Annotated in this window: 25 protein-coding genes and 1 pseudogene; 15 read left to right on the top strand and 11 right to left on the bottom strand. The window is 70.7% G+C overall.

Translation table 11 applies throughout. The features are described 5' to 3' along the window. The first annotated feature begins 113 nt into the window (after positions 1-113). The 4 genes from ABT078_RS21120 to ygfZ all read left to right on the top strand — a co-directional run bounded on the left by ABT078_RS21120 (position 114) and on the right by ygfZ (position 3,309). Complete coding sequence (locus ABT078_RS21120) at positions 114-971, top strand: hypothetical protein (protein WP_502981270.1); 858 nt, start codon at positions 114-116, stop codon at positions 969-971. A gap of 247 nt (positions 972-1,218) precedes the next feature. Then, positions 1,219-1,791 (top strand): heme-binding beta-barrel domain-containing protein, encoded by a 573-nt coding sequence (locus ABT078_RS21115; protein WP_351229881.1) that lies wholly within the window; start codon positions 1,219-1,221, stop codon positions 1,789-1,791. 89 nt (positions 1,792-1,880) lie between these two features. Beyond that, complete coding sequence (locus ABT078_RS21110) at positions 1,881-2,318, top strand: Fur family transcriptional regulator (RefSeq protein WP_351229879.1); 438 nt, start codon at positions 1,881-1,883, stop codon at positions 2,316-2,318. Positions 2,319-2,343: 25 nt separating this feature from the next. After that, positions 2,344-3,309: a CAF17-like 4Fe-4S cluster assembly/insertion protein YgfZ gene (gene ygfZ, locus ABT078_RS21105; RefSeq protein ID WP_351229973.1), complete on the top strand. Its 966-nt coding sequence runs from the start codon at positions 2,344-2,346 to the stop codon at positions 3,307-3,309. Between the two features lie 86 nt (positions 3,310-3,395). Here the strand turns inward: ygfZ and dtd are convergent, their stop codons facing one another. Continuing rightward, positions 3,396-3,821 (bottom strand): D-aminoacyl-tRNA deacylase, encoded by a 426-nt coding sequence (gene dtd, locus ABT078_RS21100; protein WP_351229877.1) that lies wholly within the window; start codon positions 3,819-3,821, stop codon positions 3,396-3,398. Positions 3,822-3,988: 167 nt separating this feature from the next. On the opposite strand from dtd, the gene ABT078_RS21095 reads away from it, so the two are divergent. The 3 genes from ABT078_RS21095 to ABT078_RS21085 all read left to right on the top strand — a co-directional run bounded on the left by ABT078_RS21095 (position 3,989) and on the right by ABT078_RS21085 (position 7,078). Further along, positions 3,989-4,642: an RsiG family protein gene (locus ABT078_RS21095; RefSeq protein ID WP_351229875.1), complete on the top strand. Its 654-nt coding sequence runs from the start codon at positions 3,989-3,991 to the stop codon at positions 4,640-4,642. A gap of 70 nt (positions 4,643-4,712) precedes the next feature. Beyond that, positions 4,713-5,696 carry an asparaginase gene (locus tag ABT078_RS21090; protein WP_351229873.1) on the top strand — a complete coding sequence of 328 codons (984 nt, stop codon included), beginning with the start codon at positions 4,713-4,715 and terminating at the stop codon, positions 5,694-5,696. Between the two features lie 128 nt (positions 5,697-5,824). Further along, positions 5,825-7,078, top strand: a complete 1,254-nt coding sequence (locus ABT078_RS21085) for a GNAT family N-acetyltransferase (protein WP_351229871.1) — start codon at positions 5,825-5,827, stop codon at positions 7,076-7,078. Between the two features lie 90 nt (positions 7,079-7,168). Here the strand turns inward: ABT078_RS21085 and ABT078_RS21080 are convergent, their stop codons facing one another. Then, positions 7,169-7,336: a hypothetical protein gene (locus tag ABT078_RS21080; RefSeq protein WP_351229869.1), complete on the bottom strand. Its 168-nt coding sequence runs from the start codon at positions 7,334-7,336 to the stop codon at positions 7,169-7,171. Positions 7,337-7,553: 217 nt separating this feature from the next. On the opposite strand from ABT078_RS21080, the gene ABT078_RS21075 reads away from it, so the two are divergent. Together ABT078_RS21075 and ABT078_RS21070 are read left to right on the top strand one after the other, a co-directional pair. Next, positions 7,554-8,435: a winged helix-turn-helix domain-containing protein gene (locus ABT078_RS21075; protein ID WP_351229867.1), complete on the top strand. Its 882-nt coding sequence runs from the start codon at positions 7,554-7,556 to the stop codon at positions 8,433-8,435. Continuing rightward, positions 8,435-9,184 carry an HAD family hydrolase gene (locus tag ABT078_RS21070; protein ID WP_351229865.1) on the top strand — a complete coding sequence of 250 codons (750 nt, stop codon included), beginning with the start codon at positions 8,435-8,437 and terminating at the stop codon, positions 9,182-9,184. Before ABT078_RS21075 ends, ABT078_RS21070 begins: the two co-directional genes overlap by 1 nt. Here ABT078_RS21070 and ABT078_RS21065 read toward each other — a convergent pair. Continuing rightward, entirely contained in the window at positions 9,181-9,336 is a 156-nt protein-coding gene (locus tag ABT078_RS21065) for a hypothetical protein (RefSeq protein ID WP_351229863.1), read from the bottom strand. The genes ABT078_RS21070 and ABT078_RS21065 overlap by 4 nt on opposite strands. A gap of 171 nt (positions 9,337-9,507) precedes the next feature. Between ABT078_RS21065 and ABT078_RS21060 the strand changes: the two genes are divergently transcribed. Further along, positions 9,508-10,386, top strand: coding sequence for a winged helix-turn-helix domain-containing protein (locus ABT078_RS21060; RefSeq protein WP_351229862.1), 879 nt, complete (start codon positions 9,508-9,510; stop codon positions 10,384-10,386). Positions 10,387-10,466: 80 nt separating this feature from the next. Beyond that, a complete protein-coding gene (locus ABT078_RS21055) occupies positions 10,467-12,758 on the top strand; it encodes a phosphotransferase (RefSeq protein ID WP_351229860.1) in 2,292 nt (763 codons plus the stop codon). Here ABT078_RS21055 and ABT078_RS21050 read toward each other — a convergent pair. After that, a complete protein-coding gene (locus ABT078_RS21050) occupies positions 12,739-13,494 on the bottom strand; it encodes an ABC transporter permease (protein WP_351229858.1) in 756 nt (251 codons plus the stop codon). The two genes, ABT078_RS21055 and ABT078_RS21050, sit on opposite strands and share 20 nt — an antisense overlap. Then, positions 13,487-14,494, bottom strand: coding sequence for an ATP-binding cassette domain-containing protein (locus ABT078_RS21045; RefSeq protein ID WP_351229856.1), 1,008 nt, complete (start codon positions 14,492-14,494; stop codon positions 13,487-13,489). Before ABT078_RS21045 ends, ABT078_RS21050 begins: the two co-directional genes overlap by 8 nt. A gap of 60 nt (positions 14,495-14,554) precedes the next feature. Between ABT078_RS21045 and ABT078_RS21040 the strand changes: the two genes are divergently transcribed. Beyond that, entirely contained in the window at positions 14,555-15,358 is an 804-nt protein-coding gene (locus tag ABT078_RS21040; RefSeq protein WP_502981268.1) for a TetR/AcrR family transcriptional regulator, read from the top strand. A 15-nt stretch (positions 15,359-15,373) separates the two neighbouring features. Here ABT078_RS21040 and ABT078_RS21035 read toward each other — a convergent pair whose 3' ends face one another. The 5 genes and pseudogenes from ABT078_RS21035 to ABT078_RS21015 form a co-directional block, all read right to left on the bottom strand. Further along, positions 15,374-15,736, bottom strand: coding sequence for an MDR/zinc-dependent alcohol dehydrogenase-like family protein (locus tag ABT078_RS21035; protein ID WP_351229853.1), 363 nt, complete (start codon positions 15,734-15,736; stop codon positions 15,374-15,376). An 84-nt stretch (positions 15,737-15,820) separates the two neighbouring features. Then, the gene (locus tag ABT078_RS21030; protein ID WP_351229851.1) at positions 15,821-16,453 is read right to left on the bottom strand and encodes a dihydrofolate reductase family protein; all 633 of its coding nucleotides are present in this window, start codon (positions 16,451-16,453) and stop codon (positions 15,821-15,823) included. Positions 16,454-16,512: 59 nt separating this feature from the next. Then, complete coding sequence (locus ABT078_RS21025) at positions 16,513-17,967, bottom strand: MFS transporter (RefSeq protein ID WP_351229849.1); 1,455 nt, start codon at positions 17,965-17,967, stop codon at positions 16,513-16,515. 196 nt (positions 17,968-18,163) lie between these two features. Next, positions 18,164-18,652 carry a MarR family winged helix-turn-helix transcriptional regulator gene (locus ABT078_RS21020; protein WP_351229969.1) on the bottom strand — a complete coding sequence of 163 codons (489 nt, stop codon included), beginning with the start codon at positions 18,650-18,652 and terminating at the stop codon, positions 18,164-18,166. A 123-nt stretch (positions 18,653-18,775) separates the two neighbouring features. After that, positions 18,776-19,012: pseudogene (locus ABT078_RS21015) on the bottom strand (RNA polymerase sigma factor); the annotation flags it as partial. A gap of 1 nt (position 19,013) precedes the next feature. On the opposite strand from ABT078_RS21015, the gene ABT078_RS21010 reads away from it, so the two are divergent. Beyond that, a complete protein-coding gene (locus ABT078_RS21010) occupies positions 19,014-19,295 on the top strand; it encodes a Rossmann-fold NAD(P)-binding domain-containing protein (protein WP_351229847.1) in 282 nt (93 codons plus the stop codon). A gap of 16 nt (positions 19,296-19,311) precedes the next feature. Next, complete coding sequence (locus ABT078_RS21005; RefSeq protein WP_351229845.1) at positions 19,312-19,845, top strand: GNAT family N-acetyltransferase; 534 nt, start codon at positions 19,312-19,314, stop codon at positions 19,843-19,845. 124 nt (positions 19,846-19,969) lie between these two features. Here ABT078_RS21005 and ABT078_RS21000 read toward each other — a convergent pair whose 3' ends face one another. After that, on the bottom strand, positions 19,970-20,323 hold the full coding sequence (locus tag ABT078_RS21000; protein WP_351229843.1) for a hypothetical protein: 354 nt from the start codon (positions 20,321-20,323) through the stop codon (positions 19,970-19,972). Positions 20,324-20,441: 118 nt separating this feature from the next. Between ABT078_RS21000 and ABT078_RS20995 the strand changes: the two genes are divergently transcribed. Continuing rightward, positions 20,442-20,888, top strand: coding sequence for a helix-turn-helix domain-containing protein (locus tag ABT078_RS20995; protein WP_351229841.1), 447 nt, complete (start codon positions 20,442-20,444; stop codon positions 20,886-20,888). Positions 20,889-20,896 lie beyond the last annotated feature (8 nt).

The raw sequence follows: 20,896 nt of genomic DNA, 5'->3' as shown, positions 1-20,896 counted from the left end.
GTACCGAGGCGGTTGCCGTCGCGGTGGCCGGGGGAGTGTCGTCCGAGGCGGTTGCCGTCGCGGTGGCCGGGGGAGTGTCGTCCGAGGCGGTTGCCGTCGCGGTGGCCGGGGGAGTGTCGTCCGAGGCGGTTGCCGTCCCGGTGGCCGAGGCAGTGTCGTCCGAGACGGTTGCCGTCCCGGCGGCGGAGCCGGTGGCCCCCGCCGCGCCCAAGCGCTCCCGAGGCCCCCTCCTGTGGGCCGTCGCCCGCTGGACCGCCGCCGTGCTCGTGTGCGGAGGACTGGGTGCCGGGACCGCGACCGGCATCACCTCGATGGAGCGCACCGACGTCCCCGGTCTCGCGACCGAGAGCGACGGCCGCTGGGACTACCCGAAGCTCAGCCTCCCGGCCCTGCCCGAGGGCTCCCCGCGCCCCTTCACCGAGGGCAACGAGGGCGAGGTCCACCACGCCGACCTGCGCAAGCTGCTCCTGCCCGCTCCTGCGGGCGCCACGGTCGACCCGAAGCTGAACGGCGGCTGGGTCGGTGTCGACCAGTACCTCTCCCGGTACGGGAAGGAGCACCGGACCGAGCTGAAGCAGGACCTGGCCGACGCCGCCCTCCGCCACATCACCGCGCGCGGCTGGACCATGCCGGACGGCACCCGGACGAGCATCCACCTGCTGCGGTTCAACTCCGTCGCGTACGCGGAAGCCTTCAAGGACGAGTCCCTGGAGGTGGGCGAGGCGGACGGAGCGCTCCTGGACGGGACCGAGGATCAGGACGTGCTCGGCGACCTGGAGTCCGAGATCAACGTCGCGTACACGGCCGTCTACGGGTACGAGGAGCCGAAGCCGTACGGCCCCGAGCAGACGCTCTGGGCCTATGTCCAGGCGGGCGACACACTCGCGCTGGTCACCCAGACCCGGAAGGGCGGCGCGCTCGCCGTCCCGTTCAAGCAGACGGTTGTCCTGCAGAACCAGCTTCTCGGCTGACCGTCCGCGGGACCGACCTCGCAGAGAGGGCCGGACGCCAGCCCACTAAGCTGGGGTCCGGCCCTTCTGCCTTCACCGTTCGTCCGAGGGAGCACCCGTGATCGTTTTCTTCGAGATTCTGCTGGTTCTCGTCTGTGTCGGCGTGCTCGCCTTCACCGGGCTGGCCGTGAAGAAGCTGTACCAGGGCCAGCGCTGATTCTCCGTATCCCCTGAATCCCCCGTATCCCGCCGATCGACAGAGTTGCTCATGATCGAGATCCCGTCCGACCTGAACCCCGGCCTCGTCCCCCTCGCGTTCCTCCTCGGCACGTGGGAGGGCGCGGGCGTGTCCGACTTCCCGGGTGCCGAGAAGTGCAACTTCGGCCAGTCGGTGACGTTCAGCCACGACGGCCGGGACTTCATCGAGTACGTCTCGCACACCTGGGTGCTGGACTCCGAGGGCAAGAAGGTCAAGCCGCTGGAGACCGAGTCCGGCTACTGGCGGATCGACAGGGACCGCAAGGTCGAGATCGTCATGGTCCGTGACCAGGGCGTCGTGGAGATCTGGTACGGCGACCTCGCCGACCAGAAGCCGCAGATCGACCTGGTGACGGACGCGGTCGCACGTACCGCCGCGGCCCCGACGTACAGCGGTGGCAAGCGGCTCTACGGGTACGTCAAGGGCGACCTGATGTGGGTCGGCGAGAAGGCCACCCCAGAGGTGCCGCTGCGGCCGTACATGTCGGCTCATCTGAAGAAGGTCGTCACCCCGCAGGAGGTCGAGTCGTGGGCGAAGGACCTCGGCGACCTGCCTGACGACGGCATCACCTTCTTCAAGTAGGTCCTCTCGCCCGCTGCGCGCGGGCCTCTCGGCGCAGGACCTCCCGGCAGTCCCGGAGCGGGCTCACTGCGCGCGCCTACACTGGTCGCGTGGTGAGCACCGACTGGAAGAGCGACCTGCGGCAGCGCGGTTACCGGCTGACCCCGCAGCGCCAGCTTGTCCTCGAAGCCGTCGACACCCTGGAGCACGCGACCCCGGACGACATCCTCGTCGAGGTGCGCAAGACCGCCTCCGGGATCAACATCTCCACCGTGTACCGGACCCTGGAGCTCCTGGAGGAGCTCGATCTCGTCTCGCATGCCCACCTGGGCCATGGGGCGCCGACGTACCATCTCGCGGACCGTCACCACCATCTGCACCTGGTGTGCCGGGACTGCAGGGACGTCATCGAAGCGGACGTCGCGGTCGCCGCGGACTTCACCGCCAAGCTCCGCGAGACATTCGGGTTCGAGACCGACATGAAGCACTTCGCGATCTTCGGTCGTTGCCGCAAGTGCGCCCTGAAGGCCACTTCTGACCAGTCGTAGGCTTGGGGCCATGCAGCGACATTCAATGATCAGCCCTCTGCTGTCCCTGCCCGGCGCCGTCCCGTCCGAGGGCCGGGACGAAGGTGTCGCCGCGCACTACGGCGATCTGTTCCGTGAGCAGCGCGCGCTCGCGAACGGCACAGGTCTCGTCGACCTCTCGCACCGCGGTGTCCTCACCGTCTCCGGTCCCGACCGGCTCAGCTGGCTGCACCTGCTGGTCACCCAGCACGTCAGCGACCTCCCGGCAGGCCGGGCCACCGAGGCGCTGGTCCTCTCCGCGCACGGCCACATCGAGCACGCCCTGTATCTCGTGGACGACGGCGAGACGGTCTGGGCACATGTCGAGCCCGGCACGCAGGAGGAGCTCATCGCGTACCTGGAGTCGATGAAGTTCTTCTACCAGGTGGAAGTCGCCGACCGGACCGACGAGTTCGCCGTCGTGCATCTGCCGGCCGGTTCGATCGCCGAGGTCCCGGACGGTGTCGTCGTACAGGAGACCGCGCAGGGCCGCGACCTGTTCCTGCCGCGCCGGGACCTGGAGTCGTACGCCGCGGCCAACGGCCCCGCGATCGGGGTGCTGGCGCACGAGGCCCTGCGCGTCGAGGCGCACCGCCCGCGCCTCGGCTTCGAGACCGACCACCGGACGATCCCGCACGAGATCGGGCTGATCGGCACGGCCGTGCATCTGCAGAAGGGCTGCTACCGCGGTCAGGAGACGGTGGCGCGCGTCCAGAACCTGGGGAAGCCGCCGCGCCGGCTGGTCTTCCTTCACCTCGACGGCAGCGAGGTGCTGCTGCCGGGCCACGGCACGCCGGTCCGGCTGGCCGCGGACGGGGAGGACGGCCGTCAGCTGGGCTTCATCACGACGTCGGCCCGCCACCACGAGCTGGGGCCGATCGCGCTGGCACTGGTGAAGCGGAACGTGCCGGTGGACGCGAAGCTACTGGCGGGGAGCACGGCGGCGGCCCAGGAGACTGTCGTCGAACCGTAGCTGCCGTGGCTGCTGTGACCCGCAGTGGCCGCCATGGCCCGCCGCGGCCGGCAGCCACGACGACGGATGCAGCCACCGCGACGGACTCAGGCCTCGATCAGCACCGTGAACGGGCCGTTGTTCGTGAGCGAGACCCGCATGCTCGCCCCGAACCGGCCCGTCTCCACGTGCGCCCCCAGCGCCCGCAGCTGCGCCACCACCTCGTCGACGAGTGGTTCGGCGACCTCGCCGGGCGCCGCCGCGTTCCAGGTGGGGCGGCGGCCCTTGCGGGCGTCCCCATAGAGAGTGAACTGCGAAATCACCAGCAGGGGCGCGTTCACGTCCGAGCAGGACTTCTCACCCTCCAGGATCCGCACCGACCAGAGCTTGCGCGCCAGCTGGGCCGCCTTCTCCGGGGTGTCACCGTGGGTGACTCCCACCAGCACACACAGGCCTTCCCCGACGATCTCGCCCACCGTCTCACCGGCCACCACGACCTTCGCGCCGTCGACGCGCTGTACCACTGCTCGCATACGGACCAACCTATCCGGCACCGGACCTGCGGCCATCCGGGGCCGAACGGGTCGGAGCGCCTGCGCCCGAACCGTCCGTAATGGCACGATGCACGCAGGCGGTGCAGCCCCTCGGCCCTCCGGGCCCGGGGAGACCCCATGCACCGGTCGAGGGGACTGATTCACGCATGAGTACACCTGGTTCCGGGCAGTCGCCCGGTCCCGCACCCATGACCACTCGCAGCAGCACGGGCGCCATGCGTCCGCCCCAGCAGCGCACCTCGGAGCAGGACCCCCTGCCCGAGCCGCGCAGTCACGAGCTCGCCGCGCTGCGGCTGCCGGAGCTGCGCGCGCTGCGACGCGACTCGCAGGGCGACGAGGCGGACCTGAGCTATGTCCGGCGGCTGCTGCAGGGCCGGATCGACATCCTGCGGGCCGAGCTGGCCCGGCGTACGGACCCGCCGGTGTGCCCGGCACAGCCCGCCGTGCCGGAGGGCGCGAGCCGGCTGGGGCCCGACGCCGCGGTCGTCGACCGGCTGTCGGCGATCCTCGCGGACCCGCCGTCGCGGCGCGGCAGCTCGGCCCGCCACGTGACGTTGTCCACGCCGAGGGGCGAGGAGTACCGGCGGCTGGCCGCGGAGATGCTGGCCGAGGTCGAACTGTCCGACCTGGACGCGCGTACGGACGAGGAGCTGCACGCGGCGATGGGGCGGCTCGCGCGGTACGAGCAGCAGGTGTCGCGGCAGCGCGCCCAGTTGCAGCGGACCGCCGACGACTGCAGTGCCGAGATCGCCCGCAGGTACCGTGAGGGGGAAGCACAAGTGGACGACCTGCTCAACTGAGGCGACTCTTCCGGTCTTCCGGGGGCGGCCCTCCTGGCGGGTCTCCCCGTCCGGAAGGCCCGTCGCCCCCATGAGTTCCACCACTTCCGCCTCCTCTGCCGTCCCGGCTTCTGGGATACGGCCGGTCCTCGCCGAAGTCGTACGTTCCGGCTTCGTCGAGGGCCGTCACCGGGGTTCGCTGGTGGTCCTGGCCGCGGACGGCAGCGTGGAGCTGGCGCTGGGCGATCCGGCGGCGCCGGTCTTCCCACGCTCGGCGAACAAGCCGATGCAGGCCGCGGCCGTGCTGCGGGCCGGCCTCGATCTCGCAGGGGAGCGGCTGGCGCTGGCCGCCGCCAGCCACTCCGGCGAGTCCTTCCACCTCGATCTGGCCCGCAAGATGCTGGCCGAGCACGGACTCACGCCCGACGATCTGCAGACCCCGCCCGATCTGCCGCTGGACCCGGCCGAGGCGGAGACGTATCTCGCGACCGGGCGGGCCCGCGACAAGGTCGCCATGAACTGCTCGGGCAAGCACACGGCGATGCTGGCGGCGTGCGCACTGAACGGCTGGCCGCTGGAGACGTACCTCGACCCGTCCCATCCGATGCAGCGGCTCGTGCACTCCGTGGTGGAGGACGCGGCGGGTGAGGCGGTCGCCGCGGTCGGCACGGACGGCTGCGGGGCGCCGCTGATGGCGATCAGCCTGACAGGTCTGGCGCGGGCGTACCGCTTCTACGTGCTGGCCCCCGAGGGCTCGGCCGAGCGGCGGGTCGCGGACGCGATGAGGGCCCACCCCGAGTACGTCGCGGGCACGCGCCGCCCCGACACCTGGCTGATGCGGGCGGTGCCGGGTGCGCTTTCGAAGATGGGCGCGGAGGCGGTCCAGGCGGTGGCGCTGCCGGACGGCCGCGCCCTCGCCTTCAAGATCGACGACGGTGCGACGCGGGCGCTGGGCCCGGTGCTGGCCCGTTGCCTGGAGCGGATGGGGGTGGCCGATCCGGTGCTGGCGCGCCTCGCCGAGGCGCCGCTGCTGGGCGGCGGACGGCCGGTCGGGGGGATACGCGCGGCGTTCTGACCCGGAGCTGCCGTGACCGCCATGGCTGCGGTGGCCGCCAGACTGCGTGGCCGCCGTGGCTGCGGTGACGGCCGTGGCTGCCGTGGCGAGAAACGGCGTCAGGGCGCGGAAGTGTCTAGCGTGGACATATGAGCCCTGAGGGCGTTGAGGTGCGTACCGTCACCGAGGCCGAGGGCCCGGGCTGGCTGCGGGCCATGCACACCGGCTTTCTGATGTCCCCGGCCGTCGCGGAGGCCGAGGCGGCCGAGCGCCTCGCGCACATGGATCTCTCGCGGGTGCGGGGCGCCTACGACGGCGAGCGGTGCGTGGGGACGTACCGCTCTTTCGCCCAGCAGCTCACGGTCGTCGGCGGCGCCTTCGTGACGGCGAACGCCGTCTCGCACGTCACTGTCACACCCACGCACCGCCGCCGCGGCATCCTCACCCGGATGATCACCGAGGATCTGGCGGAGGCGAAGGAACGCGGTGACGCGGTCTCGACGCTCATCGCGGCCGAGCACCGGATCTACGGGCGGTTCGGCTTCGGCCCCGCCGCCTGGCTCACGGAGTGGGAGATCGACGTCCCGCGCAGCGGCCTCGACCCGCTGTGGTCGAGCCCGGCGGACGGCGGCCGGGTGGACCTGGCCGACACCGAGGACGTACGCAAGCTCGGCCCGGAGCTGCATGAGCGCTTCCGCGCCCGGCAGCACGGCGCGATCGACCGGGATGCGTACTGGTGGAGCGTGAACACGGGAGCGGTGCGGCTGCCGTCGCAGCCCTGGACGGAGCCGTACTACGCGGTGTACCGCTCACCGGCGGGCGAGGTCGAAGGGCTCCTCACGTACACGGCGGAATCCCGCTGGAGCGAGGGCAGCCAGCCGGCCAACACGGCGAAGGTCCAGAGCCTGATCGCCGTGTCGCCCGCCGCGGAGCGCGCGCTGTGGGAGTACCTCTGTTCGATCGACTGGATCACGACGGTCCGGTCCGGTGGGCGCGCCCCGGACGACCTGCTGCCCCTCCTCCTCCCTGACCCGCGCGCGGCGCGGATCGTGTCGCACGCGGACTTTCTGTGGGTACGGCTGCTGGATGTCGTACGGGCGCTCCAGTCGCGTACGTACACGGCTTCGGGGTCCCTGGTGCTCGACGTGCACGACGAGTCGGGGCTGGCGGGCGGCCGCTTCCGGCTGGACGCCACGCCGGAGGGGGCGTGGTGCGTGCCGACGACGGAGGCGGCGGATCTGTCCCTGGGGATCGGGGACGTGGGGAGGCTGTATCTCGGGGACGAATCGGTGCTGCGGCTGGTGGCCCTCGGCCGGATCGACGAGGCCACCCCGGGCGCGGCGGCACAGGCGGACGCGGTGTTCCGCGCGAGGCGCCGCCCTTGGTGCCCGGACATGTTCTGACGGGGCGTGCTCTGACGGGGTGTGCTCGGGGGTGGGTTCGAGGCCGGGTCCGCGGGCGGGGCCGCCTGTGCTGGCGCGCCCGCGGCGGCCTCAGACCGATGCGGAGTGGAGCAGCAGGGCGAGCATGATGCTGCCGGCGCCTGCTGCCGTGGCGTTCTTGGCGCGCAGGCCGAAGCTCAGCAGTCCGAGGCTGACGACGCCCACGATGCCGAAGCGCCAGTGGATGAACTCTTCGACGGCGAAGGTGAGGAGCGGCATGGCAGGTCCCTCCTTGGGGTGTGGGAGGAGCGTGCGAACCCGTTGGCTGATCGACCAACTGGAGTTAGCATCGGCCTACTTAGGCCAAGTGTTGAAAGTTGGTGCCAACTCACTTTGAGTTGTCCCCACTTGGTGTCCTCGAATAACCCTCTTCCAATAACTCCCCACAAACGGAAGAGAGTTGTAGCGTCGACCTGTGAACCAGGAGAACGGCACCATGAACGGACGAGACACCGAACAAAAGCTCGGCTACCAGGACATCGCCGACATTCTGCGGGGACGAATCCGCAGCGGTGAGCTGAAGGCCGGGGATCCCATGCCCACGCAGTCGCATCTGGTCGAGGAGTTCGGCGCCGGCCGGGGAACGGTCCGCGACGCCCTGAAGATCCTGCAGGACGAGGGCCTGCTCACCCACGTCACGCGCGGCGCCCCCGCACGTGTCGCCGGCAACGTCGCCCGGTCCGCGCACGACGCCGACGACCCGCAGCCGACGATGGTGGCGCTCGGCCCGCGCATGGCGGAGGCGTTCTCCGCCGAGCACGTCCGCATCGACGCGCTCAGTCTCACCGCCGAGACCCTGATGCTGGCCCTGGGTGAGCCACTGCGCCTCATCCACGAAGGCCGCATCAGGCCGGAGACCATCGAGGCCCGCATCCTGCTCCCCGGCCGCGACATCAACCTCGCCTTCCCGACGCCGGTCGAGACCGAGCAGGCCCTCATCGACGACAACCCCGTCCACCAGCGCTGGCTGACCCAGCGCAACGCCCAGGGCCAGGTCCTCCGCCACAACCTCCAGGCCCTGCACCGCTCCCACGGCATCGACGTCAAGGTGACCTTCCGTGCGCTGCCCCTCACGCCGCCCGTCAAGCTGTACGTCCTGAACGGCTCCGAGGCCCTCTTCGCGTACTACGAGGTCACCAGGCGCGAGGAGGAGATCGACGAGACACCCGTCGAGATGTACGACGCCTTCGGGATGCAGTCGCTGCTCTTCCCGTTCGTCACCGCGAACGGGTCGCGCGACGCCGCCTTCGTGGCGCAGTCACAGATGTGGTTCGACGCACTCTGGAACACCATCGCCTCGAACCTGACACTCTCCTAGTGACTATCCAAGCGGCACACACGGAACAGGCGGCACACGTGGTCGAGCAGCTCAAGGATCTGGTCAGCGGCGCCGAGCATGTGCTCTTCGACTTCGACGGCCCCATCTGCCACCTCTTCGCGGGCCATCGCGCGCACCACGTCGCCGACAGCCTGGTGGAGTGGCTGGAGAAACGCGGCAGCCATGTGCTCCTGACGGACGAGGAACGGGACTCCGGGGACCCGCATGCCGTCCTGCGCGCGGTGAGCCGGCTGCAGCCGGGCAGCGAGCTGGTCGAGGCGCTGGAGGCGGAGCTGACCCGCGAGGAGCTCCACGCCACCACGACCGCCTGGCCCACCGCCTACGCCGACCCGCTGATACGTACCTGGAGTGCGATCGGCGTCGGCCTTGCCATCGCGACCAACAACTCCCCGCGGGTGGCGGAGCAGTACCTCACCGGCCGCGGGCTGCGCGAGTGCTTCGCGCCCCACATCCACGGCCGTACCACCGATCTTCACCTCCTCAAGCCCGATCCGGACTGTGTGCTGCGCGCCCTCACCTCCCTCGGCGCGGACCCGGCCGCGTCGCTGATGATCGGCGACACCCCCTCCGACCTGTACGCGGCCCGCGAGGCGGGTGTGCGCTTCCTCGGTTTCGGCCGTGATGGACACCGGGTGGAGAGACTGCACCGGGCGGGGGCGTCGGTGACCGTGGATTCGCTGGAACCGGTCCTGGACGCCGTCCGATGCGTGGGCAGGGGCCGGATCTAGAGCAGCAGGAGTACGCAGACCACGCACCCCAGCACCGCGCAGTCGCGCCTCTCCTCTTTGTCGGCCAGAACGAGGACGGCGACGAGCAGTCCGGGAGCCCCGAACAGCTGGTGGACGAGCAGCTCCAGCAAGGTTTGCAGGAGGCGGGCCATGGCGTTCCCTCCCTTCGGGTCCAGTCACCCGATCAACTTCCGGTCCAATTGGACTGGTTGATTGAAGTGGTGGTCCCCTTCCTGTCAGATCGCTTAACCCGTAGGGGTGTAGGCCCGCCAATTTGACCGAAAGTGGTATGAGGGAGCGGCCGGAAGGGGTACGGTCACGGCGTGGGGAGCAGACAGTCCGGCGAGGGGGCCGGCCGGGAGTTCCAGCGTGTCGCGGACGCGCTGCGGTCCAAGCTGGCCGACGGCGTATACCCGGTCGACGCCGTGCTGCCCACACAGCGGCAGCTCGCCGATACGTTCGGCGTCTCCCGCGACACCGTGCAGCGCGCACTGCGGGAGCTCGCCGACGAAGGGTGGATCGAGTCCCGTCAGGGCAGCGGCTCGCGCGTTCTCAAGAGCAGCCAGACGATCCACACCTCGTCGAGCACCCGGAAGGCGGGCACCGGACGGGTGACTCTCGGCCCGTTCATCCGGGCGGCCTTCGAGCAGCCGGAGGTGACCCTGGACGCGTTCACCCTGACGTCCGAGTCGCTGGACACCCATCTGCGTGTCCAGTCGGAGCGGGTGCGAAGCGGTGAGATCGGCCCGCGCCGCATCACCGTCCGTCTCCTGCTCCCCGATCTGCGGCAGCCGTCGGTCTATCCGCGGAACGTGGCGGATCCGGAAGACCTGCGGCCGCTGGAGCGACTGCGCGACATCAGCCGCCGCCACGCCGATTCGCTGCGCGACACGCTCCACGACCTGCGGCGCGAGGGCCTGGTGGCCGAAGCGGACCTTCAGGTCGGCCGCGTACCGCAGTACCCCACCGCCAAGCTCTATCTGCTCAACGGCACGGACGCGCTGCACGGCTTCTACGACCTGACCGAGCGCAAGGTGCTCCTGCCCCCTGATGACGAGGAAGTCGTCATCAGGGACGTGCTGGGCCTAGGCGCGACCCTGTTCCACTATGCGAAGGACGACGACCCCGAGTCCCAGGGGTCCTTGTTCATCGACGCCGCACAGGTGTGGTTCGACTCCCACTGGAAGGTGAAGCAGTGGTAACGAAGCGCGTCGCCACCGGGCTCAGGCCGCTAAGGTGTGCGTCATCATCAACGCCCCCGTGACTGTTTCAGGAGCGGCTTGTGGGTGCTACCCCTGCGGCCGTTCTGCCGGCCGCAGTCCCGCCCGACGACGGCGCGCCCGCGCACCGTCACGGCACGCCCGACGACGACGCGCTCGCCCGCTTCGTACGTGACGCGAAGCGCACCGCGGTGACGACCCGGGGGCATCACAACCGCAACCTCATCGTCCCACTCGACAAGCCCATGGCGCGTGTCCTCGGGCGGCGTGCAGGGGAACGCGTCACGGTGCGCCGGCGAATGCGGGGAGTGCTCCAGGTCGTCATCAGGACGTGGCAGGACGAGCGGCTTGTCCTCGACAGGCTGAAGGGCGTGCTGCCCCATGTGCCCGAGTGCCTGGCGGTGGTCGGGGACACGGCGGTGCACAGCTACGTGGAGGGCGTGCCGCTGTCGAGCGTGTGCGAGTACGGCAAGCCGGTCGACCCGCGGCTCGTCGAGGCGTTCGCCGGGCTGCTCGCCCAGACGGTGCGGGTGCGCAGGGAGAACCTGCCGGCGCTGCCGTACGGGTGGCCGAAGGACGGTGACAGCGAGGCGTTCCTGCAGACCTTGGCGAGGCTCGCCGACCAGCAGATCCGGCAGCCCAATTGGACCGAGTTCGGCGAGCTGTTCATGGCGCTGGGGGTCCCCGAGGACGCCCTGCGGAGGTTCGCCGACCGGATTCCGCGTATGGCGGCCCGGCCGTTCGGCCTGCTGCACACGGATCTCCACCGGGACAACGTGATCATCCCCTACTACGGCGACAGTGGTCCGCCGCTCGTGTGCGTCGACTGGGAACTGGCGACGTACGGTGACCCGCTGCACGACCTCGCGACGCACCTCGTACGGATGCGTTACCCGGATCTGCAGGAGCAGGAGATCGTGGACGCCTGGTGCCGGGCGATGAGTGAGATCCGGCCGGACGTCGTGAACGGCGTCGAGGATCTGGGTCACTACATCGCTTTCGAGCAGGCGCAGTCCGTCTATCCCGATGTGATGCGTGCGGTGAACCGACTGGACGACACGGATCTGCCGAGGGATCTCGCGCAGGCCGCCGAGTCGGTGCAGCGGGCGCTCCAAGTGGCACAGGAACCCCTGCAGTTGGGCGAACTGCCCTCCCTGCCGACGATCGAGCGGGTGATCCACCGCTGGCACACGACCGCCCGCTCCGGTCGTCACGCCAGGGGACGGAGCAGACAGTCGGCGGTCCTGTGGCAGGCGGACGTCCAGGTGCCGGAGCACCCGGGATTTCCGTGGACGGCGGTGACGGAGGCCCTGGTCGCCGAGGCGGAGGCACCCGCGGAACGCGTGTTCAAGGGCACGCACCACATCAACACGATCGTGGACGTGGCGAGCGCCGGTGCGTCCGTCGTCGTACGGCGCAGGGCGAGCGGGCCCAGGCGCGCGGAGCTGTGCGTCCTGGACGAGCACAAGGTGCTGCTGGCACTGGAACAGCTGCCGGGCGGATCCGTTCGGGCGCCGCGGCTTCTCGCTCTTGGCTGCAAGGGACTGTCGGACCGTTTCGCGATCCACTCCTACGAGGGATCCGGGAACTACTTCCAGCCACCTGATCACCCCGTGGCGGGGCTTCTGCCGCACGAGGCGGACGATCTTGTGGATCAGCTGGCAGCGCTCGTGCACATCGACACGCACACGCTCGACCACACCGTGAGCGATGGCTCGTTCTATCACTTGCTCAGCGACCGGCTCGTGGAGCTGGTCGAGGGTCTGCCCAAGGAATCGCTCCAGCTCGCGCGGGTGCTCGGGCTGCCTGCGGCCGACCGGCTGAAGGAGATGCTGGACAGCCGCACCGTCACACCGCGGACTCCGGTGCTGCTCCACGGCGACCTCAACCCCTGGAACCTGGTCAGGGGCAGCCGGTCAGGTCCGCTCACGATCATCGACTGGGAGATGGCGATGATCGGCGACCCGCTCTACGACCTGGTACGCCATCTCCATCTGACCCGGCACAGTTCCGAGATCGGCCGGCGCATGTTCCGCCGCTGGGAACGGAGCCTCCCCCCGGAGTACGTAAAGGGCTGGGAGGAGGACCGCCGCACCTACCGCTGGATCGAGCTCGTCCGCTCCGCGTACATCGATCTGGACCGGCTGGTGACGGGCGTGGGCCTGGACGCGCCCAATGTGCGCAAGGCTGTCGACTCGTACGCCGTGACCCTCTACGCGGCGACGGCGTCGCTGGGGCTGCGCGGGGGTCGCATGGTCAATCCGTACCTCATCGCGGCGCTGCCCGAGGGAGACAGAGTGATACAGGGCGCGAAGCCGCGGGCCCAGTCGCCGCTCACCTCATCCGTGCCCTGAACAGCACCCCGGACAGCCCGACCCCCACTACCAGCAGCCCTGCGCACCACCCCAGTGCGATCCAGGGTGTGTTGCCCACCGGCTGGTCCAGCAGGAGGCCGCGGAGTGACTCGATCACCGGGGTGACCGGCTGGTGTTCCGCGAAGCCGTGGAGCCAGGACGGCATCGTCCCGATCGGGACGAACGCACTGCTCGGGTAGGGCAGGAACATCATGAAGAAGGTGAATCCGCCCGCCGCCTCCGGGGACTTGGCGAGCAGGCCCGCGGCCGCCGAGAGCCAGGAAATGGCGACGATGAAGGCGAGCAGGACGCCGGCTGCCGCGAGCGCGGCGGGGGCGGAGGCCGAGGGGCGGAAGCCGATCGCGAAGGCGACGCCGAGGACGAGAGCGGTCGAGACGAGGTTGCGGGCGGCGCTGGCGGTCACGTGGCCCGCCAGGATGGGGATGCCGCCGATGTCGAGGGAACGGAAACGGTCGATGATGCCGCCCTTCATGTCCTCGCTGACGCTCACGGCGGTGGTGGAGGAGCCGAAACCGGCGCAGAGGAGCAGGACGCCGGGGACGACGTAGGTGACGTACTCCGTACCGGTGTCGATGGCGCCGCCGAAGAAGTAGACGAAGATCAGCATCAGCATGACCGGCAGCAGCATGCTGGTGATGACGGCGTCGATGTTGCGCCTGCTGAGGCGGATGCCGCGGCCTGTGAGTGTGAGGGCGTCGGACAGGGCGTCAGGCACGGGTGGGCTCCTTCTCCGTGGGCGCGGGGGTATGGGCGTGCGGCGTCGTCGTCGCGGCGGGCGCGGTGCGGGTGAGGGCGAGGAAGACGTCGTCGAGCGTCGCCGAGTGGAGCGAGAAGCGGGCCACGTCCCGGTGGTGCGGGTCGAGTTCGTCGAGCAGCGCGCGGACATGGGCGGCCGTGCCGTCGGTCGGGATGCCGAGGGTGAGGGTCTCGGGGGAGCGGTGCACGGCCCGGTCGGCGTGCCGGTCGTACGCTGCGCGGTCGGCCAGGACCAGGTCGATGCGGTGACCGGCGACGCGGCGCTTGAGCTCGTCCGCCGTGCCCTCGGCGACGAGCACGCCGCCGTCGATCACGGCGATGCGGTCGGCGAGCCGGTCGGCCTCCTCCAGGTACTGGGTCGTGAGGAAGACGGTGGCGCCGCGGCCCGCCAGGTCGCGGACGGCCTGCCAGAGCTGCTGACGGCTGCGCGGGTCGAGGCCGGTCGTCGGCTCGTCGAGGAAGATCACCTCCGGGTCGCCGACCAGCCCGGCGGCGAGATCGAGCCGGCGCCGCATGCCGCCCGAGTACGTACGCGCCAGGCGCCGCGCGGCGTCCGTGAGGTCGAAGCGGTCGAGGAGTTCGGTGGCGCGGCGGCGGGCGGCGGTGCGGGAGGCGCCGCCGAGGCGGGCCATCATGCGCAGGTTCTCCTCGCCCGTCTGCATGTCGTCGATCGCCGCGAACTGCCCGGTCAGGCTGATGGCCCTGCGGACGGCGGCGCGCTCGGTGACGACGTCGTGCCCCGCGACGCGGGCGCGGCCCGCGTCGGCCGTCGTGAGCGTGGTGAGGACGCGGATGGTGGTGGTCTTGCCCGCACCGTTGGGACCGAGGAGCGAGAAGACGGTGCCGCGTTCGACGCGCAGGTCGACGCCGCGCAGGACGCCGACGGCTCCGTACGACTTCGTGAGTCCGTGTGCCTCGATGGCGGCCGGTGCGCCGTGGCCGCCGTGGTCTGTCCCCATGAGCCTCCCCCTTCTGCGTATGGCATACGCGTTACTGCGTAAGGCTTACGCATTACTAGGATGTTCGTCAAGCGACAAGGAGGCGGTGGCGTGGTGGCGGACACAAGCGGCAGCGGCGACACCGGGCTGCCGGCCGGTATCGAGGCGGCCTGGGGCCTGCGGGAACGCCCGTCGAAGGGTCCGAAGCCCGGCATCGGCCTGGACCGGATCGTCGACGCCGCGATCCGGCTGGCGGCCGACGAAGGTCTCGCGGCGGTGTCCATGGGCCGGGTCGCGAAGGCGCTCGGCGTCTCGACGATGTCGCTCTACCGGTACGTCGGCGCGAAGGACGAGCTGTACGTACTGATGCAGGAGGCCGTCATCGGCACCCCGCCGCCCGTCGAGCAGGGCGCCGGCTGGCGCGAGGCGCTCACGTCCTGGGCGCGGGCGCAGCGCACGGTGTTCCAGCGTCATCTGTGGGCGCTGCGCATCCCGGTCTCCGGCCCGCCGGCCACGCCCAACATGGTGGCCTGGTGGGAGCAGGGCCTCGTGGCGCTTGAGCCCACGGGCCTCGGCTCCGGGGACAAGATCTCGGTGATCCTGCTGGTCAGCGGCTTCGTACGGAGCGAGGCGACGATGATGGCCGACCTGGACGCGGCCGTGCGGGCGAGCGGCACCCCAGAGCAGTTCACCGCCCGGTACGAGAACATGCTCACCCGCCTCGCCGACCCGGTCCGCTACCCGTCCGTGGCCGCGCTCCTGAAGACGGGTGTGATGACCGAGCCGGACGAACCGGACTACGAGTTCACCTTCGGGCTCGACCGGATCCTGGACGGCGTCGCCGCGCTGGTCGCCCGGTGCGCCGGGCCGGACCAGGGCTGCTGACGGGCTTTCACACCGTCAGTGCCACGTTGCCCACCAGGCGCCGCGACTTGATCGCCGCATGAGCGCCCGATGCCCGGTCCAGGGGGGAGCCGCGCCGATCACCGGGCGCAGGGCGCCCGAAGCCGCGGCGGCGAGGGGCGGATGGGCCGGTTCGGCATGGGCCGGGGGCGAGAGCCGGACGTCCGCGATGCCCAGCGGGCGTAGGTCCCGGCGCTCGGCCTCGCACGGGTCCGCGGCGGCGAAGCCGCCCGTCGGGGCGCCGTGGACCGAGAAGCGGCCGCCGTCGGCGGCGACGTCCACGACCACCCGGCCCGGGCGGGCCTCCGGTTCCGGGGCCTCCGCCGGGACCAGGGCGTCGGGGCCGCCGAAATCGATCACCGTGTCACGCGCGTGGTGTCCACACCTCGCCCCGAGTGCCGAGCCGTCGTGTGGAGGCGTCCGGAACGTACACCGTGGTCGAGGTCAAACTTCCTTGACGACGCGGTACTTGAGATGGGTCGCGTTCGAGGTGTGGACCACGTGCAGCGGCTCGAGCTCCTGGTGCAGCGTGCCCAGCCTGTCGAAGAGCCTCAGGCCCTCCCCGAACAGCACCGGCAGCACATGCAGCTGGAGCTCGTCCACCAGTCCTGCGCGAAGGAACTGCTGGACCGTCTCCGCGCCGCCCGCGACGTCGACGTTCCGGCCGCCGGACGCGGCCTCGGCCTGCTCCAGGGCGCTGTGGATGCCGTCGGTCACGAAGGTGTAGCTGGTGCCGCCCTCCTTGACCTCGGGCCGGCGGGGCCGGTGGGTCAGGACGAACACCGGGGCGCGGAAGGGAGGGTTGTCGCCCCACGGCTTCTCCCCGGTGTCGAACATCGTCCGGCCCATCACCACCACGCCCGTCGCGTCGAACCACTCGCCGACGATCTCCGAGTCGCGGTTGTGCTCGCCGCCGGTCAGGCCCTGGCGCTCCCGCCAGCTCGCCAGTCCGGCCATCCACTCGTGCAGGCGCAGCCCGCCGTCGCCGCCCGGATTGCCGATACCGGCGTGGGGCCCGGCGATGCAGCCGTCGAGCGACATCATCAGGTCTGCGGTCACTGTCACGTTCGTCGTCATGGTGGCTCCCGAGGTCGGCCGCGGTCGTGGTGCCTGGAGGTGGTTCCTGGTGGTCCCACTCAAAGCGTCGATCGGGAGCCGGCGTTTTCGACACGCGCAGGGGGCCGGATCGGACGGGTCGGCCGCGGAGGCGTACGGAGCAGGGTGAGCGCCACCACGAAGGCGGTGCCGATGAGCCCCGCGCCGACGGCGAAGGCCAGGTGGTAGCCGCTGGTCAGCGCCTCGGCCCGGCTGCTCCCGGCCGACACCCGGCTTCCGGTGCGGGCGGCAGCCAGCGTGGAGAGCACCGCGACGCCCAGGGCCATGCCGATCTGCGCGGTCGTGTTGAAGACCCCGGAGGCGAGCCCCGCGTCCTCCTCGCTCGCGCCGGACATCCCGAGCGAGGTCAGCGCGGGCAGCGCCAGCCCGAAGCCGGCGGCCAGCAGCATGACGGGCAACAGGTCGAGCGCGTAGTCGGCATGCACGGGGAGCCGGGTGAGCAGCCCGAGGAGCCCGCCCAGGAGCACAAGCCCCGCCAGCAGGACGGTGCGTTCGCCGAAGCGGGCGATCAGCCGGGCGGAGACGCCCAGGGACACCGCTCCGATGACGAGGGCCGCCGGGAGCATGGCGAGCCCGGTCCCGAGGGCGCCGTATCCACGGACTTGCTGCAGATAGAGGGCGACGAGGATCTGGAAGGAGAACAGGGCGGCCACCATCAGCATCTGGACCAGGTTCGCCCCGAGGACGTTGCGCGAGCGGAGGATCCGCGGCGGCATGAGCGGCGTGCGGGCCGTGGCCTGGCGTGCGGCGAACGCGGCGAGCAGGACGACGGCGAGGGCGCCGAGGCCGAGCGTGTGCGCCGAGGCCCAGCCGTACGCCTCGACCTTGACGACGGTGTAGACCCCTAGCATCAGCCCGGCCGTGACGAGGATCGCGCCGATGACATCGGCCCCCGCCCTCAGGCCGATGCCGCGGTCGCCGGGCAGGACGGGTACGGCGACGGCAAGAGCCGAGAGGCCGATCGGCAGGTTGATGAAGAAGATCCAGTGCCAGTCGAGCACATCGGTGAGTACGCCACCGAGCACCTGTCCGAGCGATGCCCCGGCGGCGCCGGTGAAGCTGAACACGGCGATGGCCTTCGCGCGCTCCTTGGGCTCGGTGAAGAGCGTGACGAGAATGCCCAGGCCGACGGCCGAGGCCAGCGCGCTGCCGACGCCCTGGAGGAAGCGGGCGGCGATCAGCACGCCGGGCGACGTCGCGATCCCGGCGACGAGCGAGGCCACGGTGAACACCGCGGTCCCGGCCAGGAACACCCGCTTCCGGCCGAGCAGGTCGCCGAGCCGCCCCGCGAGGAGCAGCAGACCCGCGAAGGCGATGAGGTAGGCATTGACGACCCAGCTGAGGCCGGCGGGGGAGAAGCCCAGGTCGTTCTGGATGGCCGGCATGGCGACGGTGACGATGCTGCCGTCGAGGATCGTCATCAGCGTGGCCGTGGCGATGACGGCGAGGGCGAGCCAGCGGGAGTCGGTGGACACGGAGGTCTCCTGTCGGGCGTCGGAAGGGTCGACAAGAGGGACCGTAGCAGATGGTTTTGTTGCAGACTATCTATCTCAGATCGATATCTCGGCGGTGTTCCGCTTCCCGCGCCGCCTCGCTTCCTGGTGCCGAGCTTCCTGGCGCCGCGCTTCCCACCGCCTCACTTCTCCCGCCGTCTCAACTCCTCCGGCCGTCTCACTTTCCGCGCTGCCTCGCCCGCCGGGTCGGCCGCGGACTGTCGGTCGGAGTGGCCAGACCGTCGTCGGCCAGCTGGTTCAGCGCCCGCAGCAGCGTTTCCCTGTCCTCGTTGGCGAGCGTGCCGAGCGCCTCCGCGTGCACGCGATCCACGATCTTCTGGCTCTTCTCGGCGATCCGCGCACCCTCCTCGGTCACGGCGATGATCCGCGCGCGCCGGTCCCGGCCGGACGGGCGCCGCTCGGCCAGTCCGGCCTCCTCCAGGGCGTCCACGGTCACGACCATGGTGGTCTTGTCCATGTCGCCGATCTCCGCGAGCTGCGCCTGTGTCCGCTCCTCCTCCAGGGCGTGCACGAGTACGCAGTGCATTCGCGCGGTCAGGCCGATCTCGCCGAGTGCGGCGGCCATCCGGGTGCGCAGCACATGACTGGTGTGGTCGAGGAGAAAGGACAGGTCGGGGGCGGTGCGGGCGGGTGTCATGGCGGTCATGCGTGCCAGCGTAACAAGATGAATCCGTGGCGGATTATTCGAAAGTGGACTTTCCGTTCGCGCTGTCGTTCGCTCGAACGCTCGGGTGCGGTGCATCAGCCGCTCGTGTGCGCAGCACCAGCCGAGCGCTTCGCGGCTGTGCCGCATGAAGTCCCGCTCGGCCACGTTCTGCGTGCGGGCGCTCGCCGCCTCGTACGCCTCGGCGGCCTCTTCCCTACGACCCAGGCGGCGCAACAGGTCGGCGCGCACGGCGTGGAACACGTGGTAGCCGTCGATCCGTGCGCCCAGGCCCTCCACCTGGGCGAGCGCCGCCTTCGGGCCCTCTACCTCGGCCACCGCGACCGCGCGGTTGAGGGCGACGGTGACCGGAGCCACCGGGAACGTCGGACGCCCGCGCGAACAGGCCCACGCCATCGGCGACGTCCTGGGCACACCGCTCCGCTTCACCGAACTCGCCCGAGCCGAGGCCCGCTCGGCCATGCTCCGGTTCATGCCCGAACCGGTGGTGGACGGCACCCTCTCCATCCTGGGCGAACCGACGGCAGCCGAACGGCGGGGGAGCCCCGACGCGGAGCGGGTCCTCGGCCGGCCGACGCGTACCTTCGCCGAGTGGGCGGTGCGCAACGCCGCGGCGTTCCGCTGATGCGTACCGTTCTCCCATGCCCGAACTCCAGCGCCTCCGCCTCGACCACGCCCCGGCCTTGCTCGCGTTCGAGCAGGAGAACCGGGCCTACTTCGCCGCGTCCATTCCCGACCGTGGCGACGACTACTTCGCCGAATTCGACGCACGCCACAGCGACTTGCTCGCCGAGCAGGACGCCGGACTCCACGTCTTCCATGTGCTGGTGGACAGCGGCGGCGACATCCTGGGGCGGGTCAACCTGATCGACGTGGCGGACGGCTCCGCCGAGATCGGGTACCGGATCGCCGAGAAGGCGGCCGGCCAGGGCCTGGCCACGAGCGCCGTCCGCCAGGTGTGCGTGCTTGCCGCGTCGGAGTACGGACTGGCCACGTTGCGGGCCGTGACGACCCGCGACAACGCCGGCTCGCGAGCCGTGCTCGCCCGTACGGGATTCGTACCGACCGGCGAGATGGTGCTGGTCGGCCGTCCGGGGATCCGCTACGTAAGGGACCTGAGCCGCACCGGCGCCGACCCGGCCGCCCGGGCCGCCGCCCCTCGCGGCAACGGCTGAGCGGACAGCGGACGCAGGACGAAACGGACACGCGACGCGGAGACGGTGCACGCGTGGACGGTGCACGCGTGGACGGTGTACGCGTGGACGGTGTCCCCGCGGGGACCGTGGATGAGGACGACGGTCAGCGAACGCGCCTCAGGCGGTCGACCAGCCGGCGGAGCTCACCGCGTCCGCGGCGAGGACGCGGCTGACGTGGTCGCCGGCTCGCCGCGACTCGCCGGCCCGTGTCGTCGTCGCTCGGCCTCCGATGGCCGTCGGGCGACAGGAGGGGCGCCTTGCGTTCCGACTGCGCCCGGATCTCGTAGTAGGACTCGTGCGCGGTCACACGGAACGCCTCGTCGTAGGAGGCCATGGCCGCGCGGACGGCCGCGCCGGCGAGGCCGCGGCGGCGGACGTGGACGGCCACCCAGGTGAAGAAGCCCACGACAGCGGCGAGGCCACCGGCAAGCATCAGGAACGGCAAGAACCCACCCATGGGCCGGAGCCTATGTCCTCGCGATTTCCTCGGACCCTGCTCCGTCCGAGCGTGACGGGGCACACTTTTGCAAGCAGGTGCTTGCAATTGTTAGCGCCAATGTCGCAGTATCGGGGGCATGGCATCACTCAACGTCGGCAATCTCGGTGACTACCTTCGCGAGCAGCGGCGCAACGCCCAGCTCTCGCTGCGGCAGCTCGCCGACGCCGCCGGGGTGTCGAATCCGTACCTCAGCCAGATCGAGCGCGGGCTGCGCAAGCCCAGCGCCGAGGTGTTGCAGCAGGTCGCGAAGGCGCTGCGGATCTCGGCCGAGACGCTGTACGTACGGGCCGGGATTCTGGACGAGCGGGAGCGGGACGAGCTGGAGACGCGGGCCGTCATCCTCGCCGACCCGTCGATCAACGAGCGGCAGAAGCAGGTTCTTCTGCAGATCTACGACTCGTTCCGCAAGGAGAACGGCTTCGACGCCGATACGGATAAGGACACCGCCGATGACGGCCCCCGCACGGCCGACGCACGTGGTGCCGATGGACCCGCATCACCCGTACGTGAACCAGAACTCTGACTCTGCGA

Origin of the sequence: Streptomyces sp. NPDC002133 (assembly GCF_040296405.1) — a bacterium.
In the GTDB taxonomy this organism is placed as follows: Bacteria; Actinomycetota; Actinomycetes; order Streptomycetales; family Streptomycetaceae; genus Streptomyces.
Note: the sequence above shows the minus strand (reverse complement) of the source record. Positions and strands in the feature narration are given on the sequence as shown.